We start from the raw sequence: 17330 nt of genomic DNA on the forward strand, positions 1-17330 counted from the left end.
GCTTTCGAGAGGTTGTGCTGTGGACATTCAAGACAAGGTTTTCCTGATCACCGGAGGCGCCTCCGGGCTGGGCGCGGCGGCTGCCGAAATACTGCTGCTGGCCGGTGCGAAAGTCGTGCTGGCGGACATCAATACCAAGCTGCTGAACGAGCGCTGCGAGACGTTGGGCGCCAATGCCCTGGGTGTGATCACCAACGTATGTGACGAAGCTGCGGCGCAGGGGGCTGTGAATGAGGCGGTGGAGCGGTTCGGCGCGCTGCACGGGCTGGTCAACTGCGCCGGCGTTGCCAGCGGCGAAAGAATACTCGGTCGTCAGGGGCCGCATGGTCTGGACAGTTTCGGCAAGGTCATCGGCCTCAACCTGATCGGTACTTTCAACATGCTGCGCCTGGCTGCCGAGGCCATTGCCAGGAATGAACCGGACGCCGAGGGCAATCGCGGCGTGATCATCAATACGGCCTCCGTCGCGGCCTACGACGGCCAGATCGGCCAGGCTGCCTATGCGGCCTCCAAGGGTGGTGTGGTCGCGATGACGCTACCGGCCGCACGTGAATTGGCACGCCACGGCATTCGGGTCATGACCATCGCCCCCGGCGTGTTCGAGACGCCGATGATGGCCGGCATGACTCAGGAAGTGCGCGATTCACTGGCCGCAGGCGTGCCGTTCCCTCCGCGGCTGGGTCGCGCGCCGGAATACGCAGCGTTGGTACGCCATATCATCGAAAACGACATGCTCAACGGTGAAGTGATCCGCCTCGACGGTGCGCTGCGCATGGCCGCGAAATAATCGGAGACAGCAATGAACAACGATCCAATCGTGATTCTGGGCTCGGCCCGCACGCCCATGGGCGGTTTCCAGGGCGATCTGAAAAGCCTCAGCGCGCCGGAGCTGGGCGCGGCGGCGATTCGCGCTGCAGTGGAGCGCAGCGGTGTTTCAGCCGAACAGGTGCAGGAGGTGCTGATGGGCTGCGTGCTACCAGCCGGCCTCGGCCAGGCACCGGCACGTCAAGCCGCGCTTGGCGCCGGGTTAGGCAAGGCAACCGCTTCCACCACGCTGAACAAAATGTGCGGCTCGGGCATGCAGGCGGCGATCCTCGCCCATGACGCGCTGCGCGCTGGCAGCGTCGACCTGATCGTTGCCGGTGGCATGGAAAGCATGTCCAACGCGCCGTACCTGCTGGAAAAGGCCCGCGGCGGCTACCGCATGGGCCACGGCAAGGTGCTTGACCACATGTTCCTCGACGGCCTCGAGGACGCCTACGACAAGGGCCGCTTGATGGGTACCTTTGCCGAGGACTGCGCGCAGAATCATGGTTTCAGCCGTGAGGAGCAGGATGCCTACGCGGTGACCTCACTGCAGCGGGCGCGCGACGCCATTACCGCTGGCCGTTTCGCCAGTGAAATCGTCCCGCTGGAGGTCACGCAGGGTCGTGAGCAGCGCACCGTGCGCGATGACGAACAGCCGCCCAAGGCAATGCCGGAGAAGATTCCGTCTCTCAAGCCGGCGTTTCGCGAGGGCGGCACTGTTACCGCAGCCAACTCCTCCTCGATTTCCGATGGCGCCGCCGCGCTGGTGCTGACGCGACGCTCCCGGGCCGAAAAGCTCGGCCTGAAGCCGCAAGCGGTGATCCATGGCCACGCGGTATTCGCCGATGCGCCCAACCTGTTCCCGACCGCGCCCATCGGTGCCATCCACAAGCTGCTGGAGCGCACCGGCTGGCGTCTCGACGAGGTGGATCTGTTCGAGATCAATGAGGCCTTCGCCGTAGTCAGCATGGTCACCATGCGCGAGCTCGGTCTGGATCACGCCAAGGTCAACGTCAACGGCGGCGCCTGCGCGCTTGGCCACCCGATCGGTGCATCCGGTGCGCGCATTCTCGTCACGCTGCTCGCCGCGCTGCGCGACCGTGGGCTGCGCAAGGGCATTGCGGCCATCTGCATCGGCGGTGGCGAAGCGACCGCTATGGCCGTCGAACTACTCGACTGAGGAATTGCCATGCTGCTCAATGATGACCAGACCAGTATTCGCGACATGGCTCGACAATTCGCCCAGGAACGGCTGAAACCCTTCGCCGCCGACTGGGACCGCGAGCATCGTTACCCGGCCGAGGCGATTGCCGAGATGGCTGAGCTCGGCTTCTTCGGCATGCTCTGCCCGGAACAGTGGGGCGGCAGCGACACCGGGTATATCGCCTATGCGCTGGCACTCGAAGAGATCGCGGCTGGAGACGGCGCCTGCTCGACCATCATGAGCGTGCACAACTCGGTCGGATGCGTGCCGATCCTGCGCTTTGGAAATGATGAACAGAAACAGCGCTACCTCACGCCGTTGGCCAGCGGTTCGCAGATCGGTGCCTTCGCCCTCACCGAGCCCCATGCCGGCTCCGATGCGAGCAGCTTGCGCACCCGCGCCCGACGTGACGGCGATGGTTACGTTATCAACGGCGCCAAGCAGTTCATCACTTCGGGCCAACACGCCGGCACGGTAATTGTCTTCGCCGTGACCGACCCGGACGCCGGCAAGCGTGGCATCAGCGCCTTCATCGTGCCGACCGATACACCGGGTTATCACGTGGTACGGATCGAGGACAAGCTCGGCCAGCACGCCTCCGACACTTGCCAACTGGCGTTCGAAGAGATGCGCGTGCATGAGTCGCAGCGCTTGGGCGAGGAGGGCGAGGGCTACCGCATCGCACTGGCGAATCTGGAAGGTGGCCGCATCGGCATTGCCGCCCAGGCCGTGGGAATGGCCCGAGCGGCCTTCGAAGCCGCGCGCGATTACGCGCGCGAGCGTGAGGCGTTCGGAAAAGCCCTTACCGAACACCAGGCCGTCGCCTTTCGCCTGGCCGACATGGCCACCCAAATCACCGTCGCTCGGCAGATGGTGCTGCACGCTGCCGCACTGCGCGAGGCCGGCCAGCCTGCACTGGTCGAAGCCTCCATGGCCAAGCTGTTTGCCTCGGAAATGGCGGAGAAGGTTTGCTCGGCAGCGATCCAGACGCTGGGTGGTTATGGGTATCTGCAGGACTTCCCGGTGGAACGCATCTACCGCGACGTACGTGTCTGCCAGATTTACGAAGGCACCAGCGATATTCAGCGATTGGTAATTGCGCGCAACTTGGGGGAGTGAATCCTCTGTTCGATATTGATGCGCAAGCCGTTTGGCTCCGGGTGGGCTGAAACTCACCACAATGGGGCGGCAACCATGGCCCTGGTGGGCTGACGCTCACCTACGGGGCTAAATCTTAGGCTGCGTCGATATTCCAGATGACACTGGCTTGCGAAGCGGAAGGGTGATGACCTCACCTCTCGTTCAATCCCAGCCTTTCGTGTCCTCTGCCGAGTCCCTGATTGCCCCCGGCGTTCGCGAAAAGCGCGGGGCGGGTGCGGCGTGGGGGGTGCCGTCGATGTCGCGGTACACGCCGCGTTCCCGCATGTGCGGGTGCTGCGCGGCTTCTTCCAACGTGAGTACCGGCGCGAAGCAGGCATCGGTGCCTTCGAGCAGCGCGCACCAGTCGGCTTGGTTCCGGCTGGCGAACAGTGTGGCGAGTTGCTCGCTCTGTTCCTGCCAGCGGTCCGGGTCGGAACAGCCTTGGCGCAGGCTCTCCGGCGCCTCGATGCGCTGCATCAGCTCGGAGAAAAACTGCGGCTCCAATGGCCCAACGGCAATGTCGCGACCATCAGCACAGGTGTAGCAGCGGTAGTGCGGGGCGGCACCGGAGAGCAGGTTGCGGTCTCGCTCCAGGGAGATGGCGCCGCTGGGCAGGAGCCCGGCGAAAAAGGTCATCATGGACGACACACCATCGACGATGGCGGCGTCGACCACTTGCCCCTTTCCCGAACGATCCCGCTCCCAGAGGGCAGCCATGATGCCGAACGCGAGATACAGCGAGCCTCCGCCGAAATCGCCAACGAGATTCAACGGTGGGATCGCCGGACTTTCGCGGCCGCCGATGGCAGCCAGCGCGCCAGTGATCGCCAAGTAATTGATGTCATGGCCGGCGCTCTTGGCCAGTGGTCCGGTCTGGCCCCAACCGGTCATTCGGCCATAGACCAAGCGCGGGTTGCGCTCGTGCATCTGCTCCGGCCCAAGGCCTAGTCGCTCCATCACCCCGGGGCGAAAACCTTCGATCAACACGTCCGCGTTTTCGGCCAAGGTCAGGCATCGCTCGCGCCCTGTGTCCGTACGGACGTCGAGTGTGATTCGCTTGCGGCCGCGATCCGCCACCGGATTGGGCCAGCCGTTGCCGCCTTCACGCTCGATGCGGATAACCTCGGCACCGAGATCGGCCAGTAGCATTGCGCAGTGCGGGCCGGGGCCGATGCTGGCGAATTCGAGCACCCGAAGGCCGAGCAGGGGACCTTGGCGGGGTTGTGATTGGTCTATCGACATCGGTAGCTCCCGAGGCTTAGCGCATCGAACGGGCAGATGGCTCGGCGAAGCGAGATCCAACTGTGGTGGTCGTAGGATGGGCGCAACCCTGGCGGTTTAGCTGCCCACCGCGCTCATCTCAAGCAGGTGGTTGCGGTAGCGGTCGCGCAGGGTCTTCTTGTCGATCTTGCCAGTGGCGGTTAGCGGAACGCTGTCGAAGATCACCGCGTCGGGCATCCACCATTTGACGATCTGCGGTTCCAGATAGGCGAGAACGGCTTCAGCGCACACTTCAGCGTCATCGTGGGCTTCGATGATGAGAATCGGGCGCTCCTCCCATTTTTCGTGGGTCACACCAACCACCGCCGCGATTCGCACGCCGGGGCAGGCCACGGCGATGTTTTCGATATCGATGGAGCTGATCCATTCGCCGCCGGACTTGATCACGTCCTTGCTGCGATCGGTGATGCGCATGTAGCCGTTGGGGTCGATGGTGGCGATGTCACCGGTGTCGAACCAGCCATCCTGGTCCAGTGCGCTGGAGTCGCTGCGGAAGTAGCGCTCGACCGTCCAGGGGCCGCGCACCAGCAGCGCGCCGGAGCTGGTGCCATCGTGGGGCAGCTCATTGCCTCTTTCGTCAACGATCTTGAGCTCGATGCCAAATTGCAGCCTGCCCTGGCGGGTCCAGATGGCCTCGTTGGTGGCCGCTTCGCCCTGGGCGGCCAACTTGGGCGTCGGGGTGGCGACCACGCCGAGCGGGCTGGTTTCGGTCATGCCCCAGAGCTGGCGGACACTGACGCCATAGCGGGTCTCGAACTTCTCGGCCAGCGCCCTGGGTACCGCCGAGCCGGCAATGACCAGGCACTTGAGCTGGCCGGTGCCCTCGCCGGTGCGTTCCAGATAATTGAGGTACATGGTCCAGATGGTCGGCACACCGCCGGAAAAGGTCACGCCTTCGTTCTGGATCAGCTCCTGCAGGCTGGCTCCATCCATCTTGTCGCACGGCAGGACGAACTTGCAGCCGTTTATCGCCGCGGTGAAGGGCACGCCCCACGCGGTCGCGTGATAGAGCGAGGAGCAGGGCATGATGCAGTCGAACGCCGAGAAGCCGAAGGCGCCGGTGAGTCCCGCGGCCATGGCATGCAGGACGACGGAGCGGTGGCTATACACCACACCCTTCGGATGACCGGTGGTGCCAGAGGTGTAGCAAAGCATGGCGCCGGCATTCTCGTCGAACTGCGGCCAATCGGTGATCGGTTCTTCTTGGGCAATCAGGGTCTCGTAGCTCTGCGCACCTACTTCGCCGGGTTCGGTGCGTTGGGCATCCGACAGCATGATGAAGGTATGGATGTGCTCCAGCCGTGGCCGAACGCGTTCGACCACGGAGAGAAAGCTGCGATCGAACAGCAACACGCCACTGCCGGCGTGATTCAACGTGTAGATGATCTGGTCATCCGACAGCCGCGGATTCGCGGTGTGGAGCACGGCGCCGACGCCCGGTACGGCAAAGAACAGCTCGAAGTGACGATGCGTATTCCAGGCCATGGACGAGACCAGGTCGCCGGCTTTGACGCCCAGACTGCGCAGCATCGAGGCCGCCTGGCCTGCGCGTTTCGCCAGCCCGGCATAGTCATAACGCCAGAGAGGTTCGTCTACCAGCCGCGAGACGATTTCCCGATCGCCATGGGCGAGGGCGGCGTGGGTCAGGATGCCGCTGATCATCAGCGGGGTCTGCTGCATCGTACCTTTGAGCATCTTCGTATCCTTTTTATTGTTGTGTGGATGGCGGCTGATATGGCTCGACATCCATAACTCGGATTACTGACTGCTTGTCGTCTTTAACGGGTCTTACCCGCCAGCTTTAATGATTTCGCGCTGAACTAGCGCTCCCTTGGCCCTCCAGGTTGCATTCGCGAGCCTGGCCACGAACAGATGAGTCCGCGCGCCGCTTTTCCATGCGCGATCTTTCACAGCCCATAGTTGTTGAGCTCCCGAGCGATCAGTAGCCGCTGAATCTCGCTGGAGCCTTCATAGATCTGCGTAATGCGTGCGTCGCGGTAGTAACGCTCGACCGGATAATCCTCGAGATAGCCGTAGCCACCGTGGATCTGCATGGCCTTGGAGCAGACGTATTCGGCGACTTCCGAGGCGAATAGCTTGGCCTGGGAGGCTTCGGATAGGCATGGCAGGTTGGCGCTGCGCAGACGCGCCGCATGCAGGATCAGCAGTCGCGCGGCGTTGAGGCGGGTGTGCATGTCCGCCAGCATGTTTGCCACACTCTGGTGCTCGATGATCGGCTTGTCGAACTGGATGCGCTCGCGGGCATATCCCAGCGCCGCCTCGAACGCCGCGCGGGCGATGCCCAGCGCTTGGGCGCCAATGCCGATGCGCCCACCTTCGAGATTCGACAGGGCAATGGCCAGTCCCTTGCCGCGTGGGCCGAGCAGATTGGCTTCGGGGATGCGGCAGTCGCGCAGGGTGACGCCGCAGGTATCCGAAGCACGGATCCCCATCTTGCTTTCCATCCGATCTACGACGAAACCGGGGTTGTCGGTAGGCACCAGAAAAGCCGAAAGACCCTTCTTGCCCAGCTCCGGATCGGTGACTGCGAAGACGATGGCGATCTTCGCGCGCTTGCCGTTGCTGACGAATTGTTTGGCGCCGTTGATCACCCATTCGCCGTTCTCCAGCACGGCGCGGGTGCGCAGGTTGTGCGCTTCGGAGCCGGCCTGGGGTTCGGTAAGGGCGAAGCAGCCGATGGCGCGCCCGGCGGCCAGATCCGGCAGCCATTCGTCCTGCTGTTCCGGCGTGCCGTATTTGAGGATTGGACCACAGCCGACCGAGCTGTGAATGCTCATCAACGCGCCGATGGCACCGTCGCCGGCCGAGATTTCCTCGACCGCCAACGCGTAGGCGACGTAATCGATGTAGGTGCCGCCCCATTGCTCGGGAACGATCATGCCCAGCAGACCGAGCTCGCCCAGCTGGGTCACGGTCTCGTCACCGATCCAGCCGGCCTGCTCCCAGGCCTGGGCTTTGGGTGCGATTTCGGCGCGGGCGAAGTCGCGCGCCATGTCGCGGATCATCCGTTGTTCTTCGCTCAGTTCGATGTCTTGCATGGATTGTTCCCTCTCAGACGCCCGCGAAGAAATCGGCAACCCGCTGAGGCGTCACCTCACTCAGCGTAGGCGGGTTCCAGCGTGGGTTCTTGTCCTTGTCGACGATCAGTGCACGAACGCCCTCGATGATGTCGCCCTGATCGAACCACTGGCGGTCCAGGTGCAGCTCCATACGGAAGCAATCGGCCAGTGAGAGTGCGCGTCCGCGACGAAGCATTTCCAGCGTGATGCCGAGCGAAAGAGGCGAGCGGCTGTCGATGATCTTGAGCGTCTCGGCCGCCCAGTCGCGGTATTCCGGACGGTTCTCGCTCGCCAGGGAGTCGCGGATGGCCGCGACGTCGTCATGCCCGAAGTGCTTCTCGATGGCCGGGAAAAGCCCTTTGAACGAGGCGTCCGGCAGCTCGGTGCAGCCCAGCGATACCAGCAGATTGGTCAGCGCCTGCACCGGCGGGGTGCTCCAGTCCTGACGGTCCAGCGCCTGTTCGAGTTCAGCGAAACGCTCATGGCGCACGCAATAATCGGCGAGTCCGGCATAGAGCGCATCGGCCGAATCGATGTGGTTGCCGGTCAGGCCCATGTAGATGCCGAGGTTGCCCGGCAGGCGCGGCAGGAAGTAGCTACCACCGACGTCCGGGAAATAACCGATGCCGACTTCCGGCATGCCCATGCGCGTGCGCTCGGAGATCACCCGCAGCGAAGCGCCCTGGACCAGCCCCATGCCCCCGCCGAGCACGAAGCCATTCATCAGTGCCAGCAGCGGCTTGCTGTAGGCGTGGATGTATTGGTCGAGGGCGTATTCCTCCTCGAAGAAGACGCGGTGAAGGTCCTCGCCGTTCTGGTAGCTGTCGTACAGCGAGCGGATGTCGCCGCCGGCGCAGAAGGCCTTTTCGCCGGCGGCGCGCAATACCACGGCGACCACGTCTTGGTCGTCAGCCCAGTCCTGCAGTTGACGATGAAGGCTGCGGACCATCGGCAGGGTCACTGCGTTCAGTCCGGCCGGACGGTTGAGGGTGAGGTAGCCGACGCGGTTACGAACCTCGATCAATACCGGCGCTTCTGCCTGGGTCATGCTCAATGCTCCTGACGGTAGAGTTTGATGATCGCGGAGAAGTCCAGCGCACCGTTGCCCTGCATGCTGAAGGCCTGGTACAGCTGTTGCGCGAGGCCACCGAGGATAACCGGCTGGCGTACCTGCTTGGCCGCTTCACTGGCAAGACCCAGGTCTTTGAGCATCAGATCGGTGCCGAAGCCGCCGCTGTAATCGCGCGAGGCGGGGCTGTTTTCCACGACGCCGGGAAACGGGTTGTAGATCTCGGAACTCCAGCAGCGACCGCTGGAAGAGTTGATCACCCCGGCGAGCACTGTGGGGTCCATGCCCAACGCGACGCCTAAGGACATGGCTTCGGCGGCGCCAATCATGGAAATGCCGAGGAGCAGATTGTTGGCGACCTTGGCCACCTGGCCGTTGCCGCTGCCGCCGCAATGGACGATGTTCTTGCCCATCGTCGCGAGAATCGGCTGGGCTTTCTGAAAATCCGCCTCATCGCCCCCGACCATGAAGGTCAGGGTGCCGGCTGCCGCGCCAACGGTGCCGCCGGAGACGGGGGCGTCGAGCATCGGGTTGCCGTTCTTCGCCGCGGCGGCGGCGACTTCGCGCGCACTCATCGGGTCGATGGTGGACGAGTCGATCAACAGCACCTCGGCCGGCACGTGCGCGAGCAGGCCGTCATCGCCCAGGTAGACCTGTTTTACATGGGCCGCAGCCGGCAACATGGTGATGATCATCTCCACGCCGGCCTGGGCGACGGCGGCGGGCGAGGTGACTGCCTTCGCGCCGGCCTCCACCAGATTGGCGACCGCCGCGGCGGAAAGATCGAAGACACAGACCTGATGACCGGCCTTGAGCAGGTTGTGGGCCATGGGCCCGCCCATGTTGCCGAGTCCGAGAAAACCGATATGCATGGCCGTTTCCTTCTTCTTATTAAGGGCGATTGGCGGCGCCGCGACCGATGGCCACGACGCCTGCCGCGGTTATTTCAGGTTGATGGTGGTGTTGACCGATCCGCCGACTTCGTTCTCGTCGAACCAGCGCTGGGTGACGGTCTTGGTCTGGGTATAAAATTGCACCACCTGTTTGCCGTACGGGCCGAGATCGCCGAGCTTGGAGGCGCGCGAGCCGGTGAAGGAGAACATCGGCACCGGCACCGGAATCGGCACGTTGATGCCGACCTGACCAACGTCGATTTCTTCCTGGAAATGCCGTGCTGCGGCGCCGGAACGGGTGAACAGGGCGGTGCCGTTACCGTTGGGGTTGGCGTTGATCAACTCGATGGCTTCATCAAGCGTGTCGACCTGCATCACGCAGAGCACGGGGCCGAAGATTTCTTCGCGGTAAATGCTCATCTCAGGCGTCACGCCGGAGAAAATCGTCGGCGCGACGAAGTTGCCCTTCTCGAAGCCCGAGACCTGCGGGTTGCGGCCGTCGAGGACCAGATCGGCACCTTCGGCAACACCGCGTTCGATCAACGAACTGATGCGATCGAGTGCGGCACAGGAGACGACCGGGCCGACATCGGTGCCGCTTTCGGCGCCCGCATTGACCTTCAGCGTCCTGGCCTTGGCGACCAGATCCGGCAACCAGCTTTGGGCTTCACCGACCAGAATCAGTACGGACAGGGCCATGCAACGCTGGCCCGCAGCGCCAAACGCGGCACCGGCCAGGTTGTTGAGTGTCTGCTCCTTGTGCGCGTCGGGCAGGATGATGCCGTGGTTCTTCGCGCCCATCATGCATTGCACGCGCTTGCCGGCCTGGCTGGCGCGGTTGTAGACATGGGTGCCGACCTTGGTCGAGCCGACGAATGAAACGGCCTTGATGTCCGGGTGGTCGCAGATCAGGTTCACCGCATCGGCGCCGCCATGGATGACGTTCAGCACGCCCGGCGGCACGCCGGCTTCAAGCGCCAGTTCGGCCAGGCGCATGGTCACCATCGGGTCCTGTTCGGACGGCTTGAGCACGAAGGTATTCCCGGTGGCGATGGCCATCGGGAACATCCACAGCGGGATCATCGCCGGGAAGTTGAACGGGGTGATGCCGGCACAGACGCCCAGCGGTTGCAGCAGCGTATAAGTGTCGACGCCGTTGGCGACGTTGTTGGCCAGCTCACCGAGCTGCAGGTTGCCAATGCCGGCGGCGTGTTCGACCACTTCCAGGCCGCGGAACACGTCGCCCTCGGCATCCGGCAGGGTCTTGCCCTGCTCGGCGGTGAGGATTGCGGCCAGCTCCTTCATGTTTTCGCGAATCAACTGCTGGTACTTGAGGAATATCCGCGAGCGCGCGCCGATGGGCGTCTTGCGCCAGGTCTTGAAGGCTTCCTTGGCGCTGGCGACGGCGGCGTTCATTTCCGCTTCGGTGGCGAAGGGTACGCGGGCCAGTACTTCCTGCGTCGCCGGGTTGATGATGTCGCGCCACTCGTTGGTGGAGGACTCGACCAGCTCACCGCCGATCAGGAGTTTGACTGTGGGGATGGCACTTGACTGGGTCATGGTGGGTCCTAGCGATTGTTGTTATTGAATAAAGGCCGATTGAGCTTTCCTGATCCTAGAGTGCAAATTTATCCACATCAATGCGGGTTGGCGCATAGTGGGTCTGCATAAATACACAGCGTTGGCTGAGCTCGCGTTGCCACGCCGAGGGTAAGCCTGCATATCGCAGCGCCTGGTTCACTGGCAAAACGAGACCCAACTGTGACCTTGGAACAACTATAGATGTTGAGTACCGATAGTCCCGGCGTGAAACAGGTGGTCGATCGACCCGACTGCCCGTTGCCCTTCGATGAAGCGCTATTGGATGTGCTGCCGATCGGCGTCTGCACGCTCGATGCCGATGGCGCGGTGCTGCGTTACAACCGAATCGCCGGTCAGCTTTGCGGAAGCGGGCTGGAGGTGTATGGGCGGCTTCGTATCCTGCGCCCGGATGGAGCTGCGTTGGCATTCGCCGACTCACCGCTGGCGGATACGATCCGTACAGGACGTACCAGTCAGGACATTGCCCTGCTGATCGAACGGCCCGATGACGAGCCGATGCCGGTCCTTGCCAACATCCAGGCGATGCGCAGCGATACCGGGCAGATCACCGGTGCCGTCATCTGCTTTCAGGGCAACACGCCATCCCGACAGTGCAACGCCGATCGTCGACGCAGCGTCGAATGGCTGAGCGCCATCGTCGAAAACACGCCTGAGTGCGTAAAGGTCGTCGACCAGGACGGCACTCTGGTGCAGATGAACCCGGCGGGCCTGCGCATGGTGGACGCGAAAAACCCATCCGATGTGGAGGGGCTGAGTGTCTTCGATCTGATCGTGCCGGAGCACCGACAATACTGGCGGGACCAACACCGGCGGGTGTGTGAAGGCGAGAAGCTCAACTGGGAATTCGACATCGTCAGCTTGGGTGGAACCCGGCGGCACATGGAGACCCATGCCGTTCCCATGGCGCTGCCCGGCGGCCTCCGCGGCGCGTCAGGTGGTTTCGTGCAACTGGCGGTGACGCGCGATATCACCGTTCGCAAGCGTCTGGAGGCGGCGACCCGCGAGGCGGAGCGTCGGCTGGCCGACCTTCTCGATGCGCTGCCCAGCGCCGTCTATACCACCGACGCGAACGGTAAGGTCACGTACTTCAACCAGGCCTGCGTAAAACTGGCGGGCCGCGTGCCGGCGATCGGCACCGATGAGTGGTGCATTACCTGGCGGCTGTATTGGCCAGACGGCACGCCGATGCCTCACGCGACCTGTCCGATGGCCATCGCGCTCACCGAGAACCGCGCCATTCATGGTGCCGAGGCGATGGCCGAGCGACCGGATGGCACTCGGGTGCCATTTCTGGCGTACCCCGCACCGTTACACAACGAGGCTGGTGAACTGATCGGCGCGGTAAACATGCTGGTGGATATCACGGAGCGCAAGGTCGCCGAGGATCATCGGCAGTTGTTGCTCAACGAGTTGAATCACCGGGTCAAGAACACCCTGGCAACCGTACAGTCGATCGCCGCGCAAAGTTTCCGGAGGAACGAGATCAGCGAAGGCTATCGCTGGTTCGAAGGACGCCTGATCGCACTGTCCAAGGCTCATGACGTGCTGTCGAAGGAGAACTGGCAAGCTGCCAGTCTGAACGACATCATCGATCAGGCGGTGGCGCCGTTTCAGGCCCCAGGTCACCAGCGCTTCGTTATCGAGGGGCCGCCCCAGCGCCTGAAACCTAAAGCTGCGTTGGCATTGGCGATGGCTTTTCACGAGCTGTGTACCAACGCTGCGAAGTTCGGTGCGCTGAGCAGTGAGAGGGGCTTCGTTCGCATTCATTGGACGGTCACACCCTCTAAGTCCATGCATCTGTTTTGGAAGGAGGTTGGCGGCCCCCCGGTTTCGCCATCGGCGCGCAAGGGGTTCGGATCGCGCCTGCTCGAGTACGGTCTGGCGGGTGAACTCGATGCCGAGGTACGACTGGCTTATCCGGTCGACGGTGTGACCTGTGATATCGAGGTTCCGCTGCCATGATCGATCACAGCGCGAATACTAGAAGCGAGAGAAGTTTTGAACATCTCCGGGTTCTGGTCGTGGAAGACGAGGCGCTGGTCGGCATGTTGCTAGAGGATATGTTGAGCGACATCGGCTGCGCACACGTGGAAGTTCTGTCGCGCTTCGCCGATGGGCTGCAAGCGGCCGAGACCGGGTCTTTCGATCTGGCCGTGCTGGATGTCAACCTTGATGGCGTCGCCAGTTTTCCGATCGCCGAACAGCTCATCGCCCGCAACATCCCGCTGCTGTTTGCCACCGGCTATGGGGTCGATGGCATGGACCCGCGATTCTCCGACATCCCCACCTTGCAAAAGCCGTTCTTCTTCAGCGATCTGGAGCGAGTCGTATCTCAGGCGTTGGAAGGGGCTTGAATTGCATCAGGCATGCGTCGAGGTAGCCACTGACAGCAAAAAGCCCGCGTTCAGCGGGCTTGTCGAGGAGGCTGGGCGGTAACCCTTTACGGGCCTTGAGTCACGAACGCCGAGTTGCCCGTTCCGTTCTGCATGATCGCAGCGTTGTAACTCTGCGGGCTATCCAGCGTGCCGGTCTGCACGACAGACGCGTAGTTCTCGGTGCCGATCTGACCGACGTTGGCAGAGCTGTAGTAGCCGGACTGATCCACATCGATTTCGTTGGCGGTTCCGTTCTGGTCGATGATCAGGCTGCTGCCGTCGAAATCCTGCCGGATATCCACCCGGTTGTAATCGCCAGTGGAGTTCCCCTCTACGCTAGTCGAACGCCCGCTTTGCTGTGCGGTCAGCTCGTTGCCGGTGCCATTCTGCGTGAAGGAGAACGAGCCGAAGCCGGCAGACTCCACGACATCCGCGACGTTGTCCGTGCCGATCTGAATCAGCTCAACGGTACCCGAGGAGTAGCGACCGGGTGAACGTTGGTCGAGCGTCGCCTGGTTAGCCGTACCGTTCTGACTGATCGTTGCGGTGGCGCCGAAGGGGAAGCCATCCTGAGTGAGGTTGATGGCGTTATCCGTACCGTTCTGCTCGGTCTGCGCATGAGTATCGCCTATTTGTTCGATATAGGCGGTGTTCCCAGAGCCGTTCTGCACCCCACTGTAATTCTTGACGAGGAAGCCTTCCTGAAACACCTCGATTGAGTTGTTCTCTCCGTTCTGGCTGATAGCAGCGCTGTTTGCGTTGAAGTCCAGCTGCTCGATATAGGCCAGATTGCTCGTACCCACTTGCGAGATGGATGCCGAATGGCCAACTTCTGCTGAAGACTGAAGTACGGTAGCGAGGTTGTAAGCACCGTCCTGGTTGACAGTGATTTCGCCGTTCAAGCCTGTTTGCTCGATGGTGGAGATGTTGCCGTTGCCAGTCTGGTTGCTGTTGGCCGTAAGACCGACCCCGCTCTGGTCGGTGTAGGCAACATTGCCTGTGCCGTTCTGTACTTGCGTAATGCTGCCCTCGTCGCCTTGCTGCATCACATCGGCATAGTTGTCGCTGCCCGTCTGATCCTGGGTCGATTCACTGACGGCGTAGGCGTGATTCGCCAGTAATACTGAAATGGCCGCTGCCAGGATTGTTTTTCTTGTCTGCATTTCAGAGTTCCTTGAGTGAAGGAGGCCTGAGTTCTAGCCGGCGCGCTTGTGACTGTGTATCCGCCGAAAAGCTGAACTGTATTCTACGGGGGATTAATTCTTACGGCCGTCAATGGATGCCACACGAAAACGCTGGGCTTTGGAGCGAAAGTGCCAGCGTTTTGCTTTGTATCAATTGGAGATAAGCGGCAGACGAACCCATACGAAACGGTGAGACGCCAGGTCTGTTCATCCAGCGCTGAAGGCATGGATTGACGGGCCGGGCAGAACGACCAGCTGTGCGTGTAGCTCATCGGGCTCAAGTGGATAAACGCGCCGGCGCTGCAGCAGTTCCGCTTTTACTCACTTCTCTCAACGGGTTGTTTTGCACGGCAAGGGTGCCGCCGTAGCGAATCCCGGCTGAACAGTGGCGTATCGGAGTTGCCGTACAGCGTGGAAAGCACTCGAATTTTTTTGCCGGTCGACAGACCATAGCTCACCGATTACCACCACGGCGCTTCTACGAGTACCGTCAATCGAAAGAGGAACAGCATGAATAGCAAGGTCGTCTTCATCACTGGCGCCACATCCGGGTTCGGGCGCGCTACGGCTCGCCGATTTGCCGAAGCCGGTTGGTCGTTGGTCCTGACCGGTCGCCGCTCGGAGCGCCTGGAAACGTTAAAAGCCGAACTGGACGGTAAAGTACCCGTTCATGTCGCGACGCTCGATGTGCGCAAGAACGAGGCGGTCAAGGAAGTGATCGCCGCGTTGCCCGAAGCCTTTCGGGCCGTGACCTGCCTGGTCAATAACGCGGGCTTGGCGCTGGCCCCGGAGCCTGCGCAGAAGACCGATCTGAACGACTGGCACACCATGATCGATACCAATATCACCGGCTTGGTCAATGTCACCCATGCACTGCTGCCGACGCTGATCGATACGGGCAAGGGCGCCAGTATCGTCAATATCGGTTCGGTGGCAGGGCAGTGGCCGTATCCCGGCAGCCACGTATATGGGGCCAGCAAGGCCTTCGTTCAGCAATTCAGCTACAACCTGCGCTGCGACCTGATCGCCACCGGCGTGCGCGTCACCGATATTGCGCCGGGCATGGCCGAAACCGAATTCACCCTGGTCCGTACCAAGGGCAATCAGGCGGCGTCCGATGCCCTTTACAGCACCACCACACCGTTGACGGCAGAAGATATCGCCGAGCAGATCTTTTACGTCGCCACATTGCCTGCGCATATCAACATCAATCGGTTGGAGATCATGCCGTCGCGCCAAGCGTGGGCGGGCTTCGCGGTCGATCGCGACAAATAGACCTAGGGTGGGCTGGAGGCGTGCCGCTGCAGCCCACCGAGCAACACTGTACGGTTCGGAGGGCTGAAGCCGGTCTGCAACGCCACAGGCACAGCGGCAGCGTCCCATGAGCACGCAAGGTGCTGGGATTCACAGGGAGATGGTTGTTCAGATCGAAATGCAGCAGGCGCTCTGGAGAGCGGTTTTGCGAGAGTAGACGAAGAGGGGAGCAGCGGGGCGTTTTGATCAGGCGCTGCGTCCACAAGGGACGTCAGCGGCCCGGTTTTCGAATGAGGTGCTTAGTTCACCGCATCTTTCAGCGACTTGCCCGGCTTGAAGCCCGGCAGCTTGGCTGCGGAAATCTTGATTGTCGCGCCGGTCTGCGGATTGCGACCGTCACGCGCAGCACGCTCTTTGACGGCAAAGGTGCCGAAGCCGACCAGCGTCACGCTGTCGCCGTTCTGCAGGGTATTGGTCACGCTTTCGGTGAAGGCATCCAGTACACGGGTGGCAGTGCTCTTCGGAACATCGGCGGAGGCTGCGATAGCTTCAATCAACTCGGCTTTATTCACGGGTGTGGCTCCAGATTGGGTTGGGTGGTCAGTATAAGCAGCGTCTCGCCCTGTCGCCTGCGGCAAATTTCCTCTTTTGTAAAAAAAATATGTTGGCCGGCTGACAAAATCGCATGTTGCAGCTGATCCGGACGCTTCTGTCTGGACAGCGTCCTGTCAGCTTCGGTTCATTGCCCGCCCGACCATCGGCTATTGCTGCAATCGCTCCCCGCGACGCCTCGTTGCAGGCGTTTGGTGACGGTGTGGCCCTGGTTTGGCCGGGCCAGGCATGCGCGTGGCTGGCGATCCGGCGGGACTCGCTCAGGCACCGAACCGACACGCCGATCTGCCCGCCGGGACCGGCAGCGGCTAGTAGCGAATATCGATATCCAGTTCGGTCGGCGCTGTGCCGCTTACCGCGAACTCGCTTTCTTCGAACGTCGGCGGGCCCATCACCTTGGGGTTGTTGGACAGCCCGTAGCCCTCCGTGGGAAACATGCCGAAGCGGCGATCCAACTCGCCGTTAGCGTTCTCATCGTGGTAGACCATGATGGCGTACTGGCCGGCGGGCACGTCCTCGAACAGCAGCGTGACCGTACCTCTCGCCGCCGGGGCCTCCTGTGTGGCGAAAGCCTTGTCGACCTTGCGAAAGCTCTTCGGGTCGGAAAACAGCGCGACCCGGACAGCCCCTTGGTCATGCTGGATGCCGTTCAGCCTTACGGTCAGTGCCTGGCCGTCGGCAAATGCCGCACCGCTCGCCGAAACGGCAAGCAGCAGAAATACTGCGCGTAGTGTCATCGATAAGCTCCGGTGGTTCGTCTAGCATCATCTGGCTGCAGCGGTCCGCGCGGCGACTCCGGCACGTTGCGGATCGGGCGTGCCATAGTGGC

At 62.2% G+C, this 17330-nt stretch carries 14 protein-coding genes and 1 pseudogene; 6 read left to right on the forward strand and 9 right to left on the reverse strand.

The window, feature by feature from the left end; all coding sequences use genetic code 11:
• The first annotated feature begins 19 nt into the window (after positions 1–19).
• From UF78_RS09620 to UF78_RS09630, 3 genes are read left to right on the forward strand one after another with little or no spacing between them, the layout of a single operon-like run.
• The gene (locus tag UF78_RS09620) at positions 20–787 is read left to right on the forward strand and encodes an SDR family NAD(P)-dependent oxidoreductase (RefSeq protein ID WP_045161945.1); all 768 of its coding nucleotides are present in this window, start codon (positions 20–22) and stop codon (positions 785–787) included.
• A 12-nt stretch (positions 788–799) separates the two neighbouring features.
• Complete coding sequence (locus UF78_RS09625) at positions 800–1987, forward strand: acetyl-CoA C-acyltransferase (RefSeq protein ID WP_045161947.1); 1188 nt, start codon at positions 800–802, stop codon at positions 1985–1987.
• A 9-nt stretch (positions 1988–1996) separates the two neighbouring features.
• Positions 1997–3130, forward strand: a complete 1134-nt coding sequence (locus tag UF78_RS09630) for an acyl-CoA dehydrogenase (protein WP_045161949.1) — start codon at positions 1997–1999, stop codon at positions 3128–3130.
• A 183-nt stretch (positions 3131–3313) separates the two neighbouring features.
• Here the strand turns inward: UF78_RS09630 and UF78_RS09635 are convergent, their stop codons facing one another.
• The 6 genes from UF78_RS09635 to UF78_RS09660 form a co-directional block, all read right to left on the reverse strand.
• Positions 3314–4393, reverse strand: coding sequence for a CaiB/BaiF CoA transferase family protein (locus UF78_RS09635; RefSeq protein ID WP_045161950.1), 1080 nt, complete (start codon positions 4391–4393; stop codon positions 3314–3316).
• Positions 4394–4489: 96 nt separating this feature from the next.
• On the reverse strand, positions 4490–6127 hold the full coding sequence (locus tag UF78_RS09640; protein WP_423831467.1) for a long-chain fatty acid--CoA ligase: 1638 nt from the start codon (positions 6125–6127) through the stop codon (positions 4490–4492).
• A gap of 212 nt (positions 6128–6339) precedes the next feature.
• A complete protein-coding gene (locus tag UF78_RS09645) occupies positions 6340–7491 on the reverse strand; it encodes an acyl-CoA dehydrogenase family protein (protein WP_045161951.1) in 1152 nt (383 codons plus the stop codon).
• A 13-nt stretch (positions 7492–7504) separates the two neighbouring features.
• Entirely contained in the window at positions 7505–8560 is a 1056-nt protein-coding gene (locus UF78_RS09650; protein WP_045161952.1) for an enoyl-CoA hydratase/isomerase family protein, read from the reverse strand.
• 2 nt (positions 8561–8562) lie between these two features.
• Positions 8563–9453 carry a 3-hydroxyisobutyrate dehydrogenase gene (gene mmsB / locus UF78_RS09655; protein ID WP_045161953.1) on the reverse strand — a complete coding sequence of 297 codons (891 nt, stop codon included), beginning with the start codon at positions 9451–9453 and terminating at the stop codon, positions 8563–8565.
• A gap of 69 nt (positions 9454–9522) precedes the next feature.
• Positions 9523–11034: a CoA-acylating methylmalonate-semialdehyde dehydrogenase gene (locus UF78_RS09660; protein WP_045161954.1), complete on the reverse strand. Its 1512-nt coding sequence runs from the start codon at positions 11032–11034 to the stop codon at positions 9523–9525.
• 222 nt (positions 11035–11256) lie between these two features.
• On the opposite strand from UF78_RS09660, the gene UF78_RS09665 reads away from it, so the two are divergent.
• Both UF78_RS09665 and UF78_RS09670 read left to right on the forward strand, forming a co-directional pair.
• Positions 11257–13038, forward strand: a complete 1782-nt coding sequence (locus tag UF78_RS09665; protein WP_045161955.1) for a sensor histidine kinase — start codon at positions 11257–11259, stop codon at positions 13036–13038.
• Positions 13035–13430 (forward strand): response regulator, encoded by a 396-nt coding sequence (locus UF78_RS09670; protein ID WP_045161956.1) that lies wholly within the window; start codon positions 13035–13037, stop codon positions 13428–13430. The genes UF78_RS09665 and UF78_RS09670 overlap by 4 nt, the downstream gene beginning before the upstream one ends.
• An 86-nt stretch (positions 13431–13516) precedes the next feature.
• Here UF78_RS09670 and UF78_RS09675 read toward each other — a convergent pair whose 3' ends face one another.
• Entirely contained in the window at positions 13517–14614 is a 1098-nt protein-coding gene (locus UF78_RS09675) for a hypothetical protein (RefSeq protein WP_052679297.1), read from the reverse strand.
• Positions 14615–15145: 531 nt separating this feature from the next.
• Here UF78_RS09675 and UF78_RS09680 point away from each other — a divergent pair.
• On the forward strand, positions 15146–15910 hold the full coding sequence (locus UF78_RS09680; RefSeq protein ID WP_045161958.1) for an SDR family NAD(P)-dependent oxidoreductase: 765 nt from the start codon (positions 15146–15148) through the stop codon (positions 15908–15910).
• A gap of 278 nt (positions 15911–16188) precedes the next feature.
• Here the strand turns inward: UF78_RS09680 and UF78_RS09685 are convergent.
• Positions 16189–16539, reverse strand: a pseudogene (locus tag UF78_RS09685) (HU family DNA-binding protein); the annotation flags it as partial.
• Positions 16540–16809: 270 nt separating this feature from the next.
• On the reverse strand, positions 16810–17238 hold the full coding sequence (locus UF78_RS09690) for a DUF2141 domain-containing protein (protein ID WP_045161959.1): 429 nt from the start codon (positions 17236–17238) through the stop codon (positions 16810–16812).
• Positions 17239–17330: the final 92 nt, after the last annotated feature.

It is taken from the genome of Stutzerimonas stutzeri (assembly GCF_000952685.1).
Taxonomy (GTDB): Bacteria; Pseudomonadota; Gammaproteobacteria; order Pseudomonadales; family Pseudomonadaceae; genus Stutzerimonas; species Stutzerimonas stutzeri_E.

Bases quoted from the DNA above. Each gene is read 5' to 3' on its own strand.
- UF78_RS09625 (WP_045161947.1), top strand. From the start codon at position 800: ATGAACAACGATCCAATCGTGATTCTGGGCTCGGCCCGCACGCCCATG.
- UF78_RS09630 (WP_045161949.1), top strand. From the start codon at position 1,997: ATGCTGCTCAATGATGACCAGACCAGTATTCGCGACATGGCTCGACAA.
- UF78_RS09635 (WP_045161950.1), bottom strand. From the start codon at position 4,393: ATGTCGATAGACCAATCACAACCCCGCCAAGGTCCCCTGCTCGGCCTT.
- UF78_RS09640 (WP_423831467.1), bottom strand. From the start codon at position 6,127: ATGCTCAAAGGTACGATGCAGCAGACCCCGCTGATGATCAGCGGCATC.
- UF78_RS09645 (WP_045161951.1), bottom strand. From the start codon at position 7,491: ATGCAAGACATCGAACTGAGCGAAGAACAACGGATGATCCGCGACATG.
- UF78_RS09650 (WP_045161952.1), bottom strand. From the start codon at position 8,560: ATGACCCAGGCAGAAGCGCCGGTATTGATCGAGGTTCGTAACCGCGTC.
- mmsB (WP_045161953.1), bottom strand. From the start codon at position 9,453: ATGCATATCGGTTTTCTCGGACTCGGCAACATGGGCGGGCCCATGGCC.
- UF78_RS09660 (WP_045161954.1), bottom strand. From the start codon at position 11,034: ATGACCCAGTCAAGTGCCATCCCCACAGTCAAACTCCTGATCGGCGGT.
- UF78_RS09665 (WP_045161955.1), top strand. From the start codon at position 11,257: ATGTTGAGTACCGATAGTCCCGGCGTGAAACAGGTGGTCGATCGACCC.
- UF78_RS09670 (WP_045161956.1), top strand. From the start codon at position 13,035: ATGATCGATCACAGCGCGAATACTAGAAGCGAGAGAAGTTTTGAACAT.
- UF78_RS09675 (WP_052679297.1), bottom strand. From the start codon at position 14,614: ATGCAGACAAGAAAAACAATCCTGGCAGCGGCCATTTCAGTATTACTG.
- UF78_RS09680 (WP_045161958.1), top strand. From the start codon at position 15,146: ATGAATAGCAAGGTCGTCTTCATCACTGGCGCCACATCCGGGTTCGGG.
- UF78_RS09690 (WP_045161959.1), bottom strand. From the start codon at position 17,238: ATGACACTACGCGCAGTATTTCTGCTGCTTGCCGTTTCGGCGAGCGGT.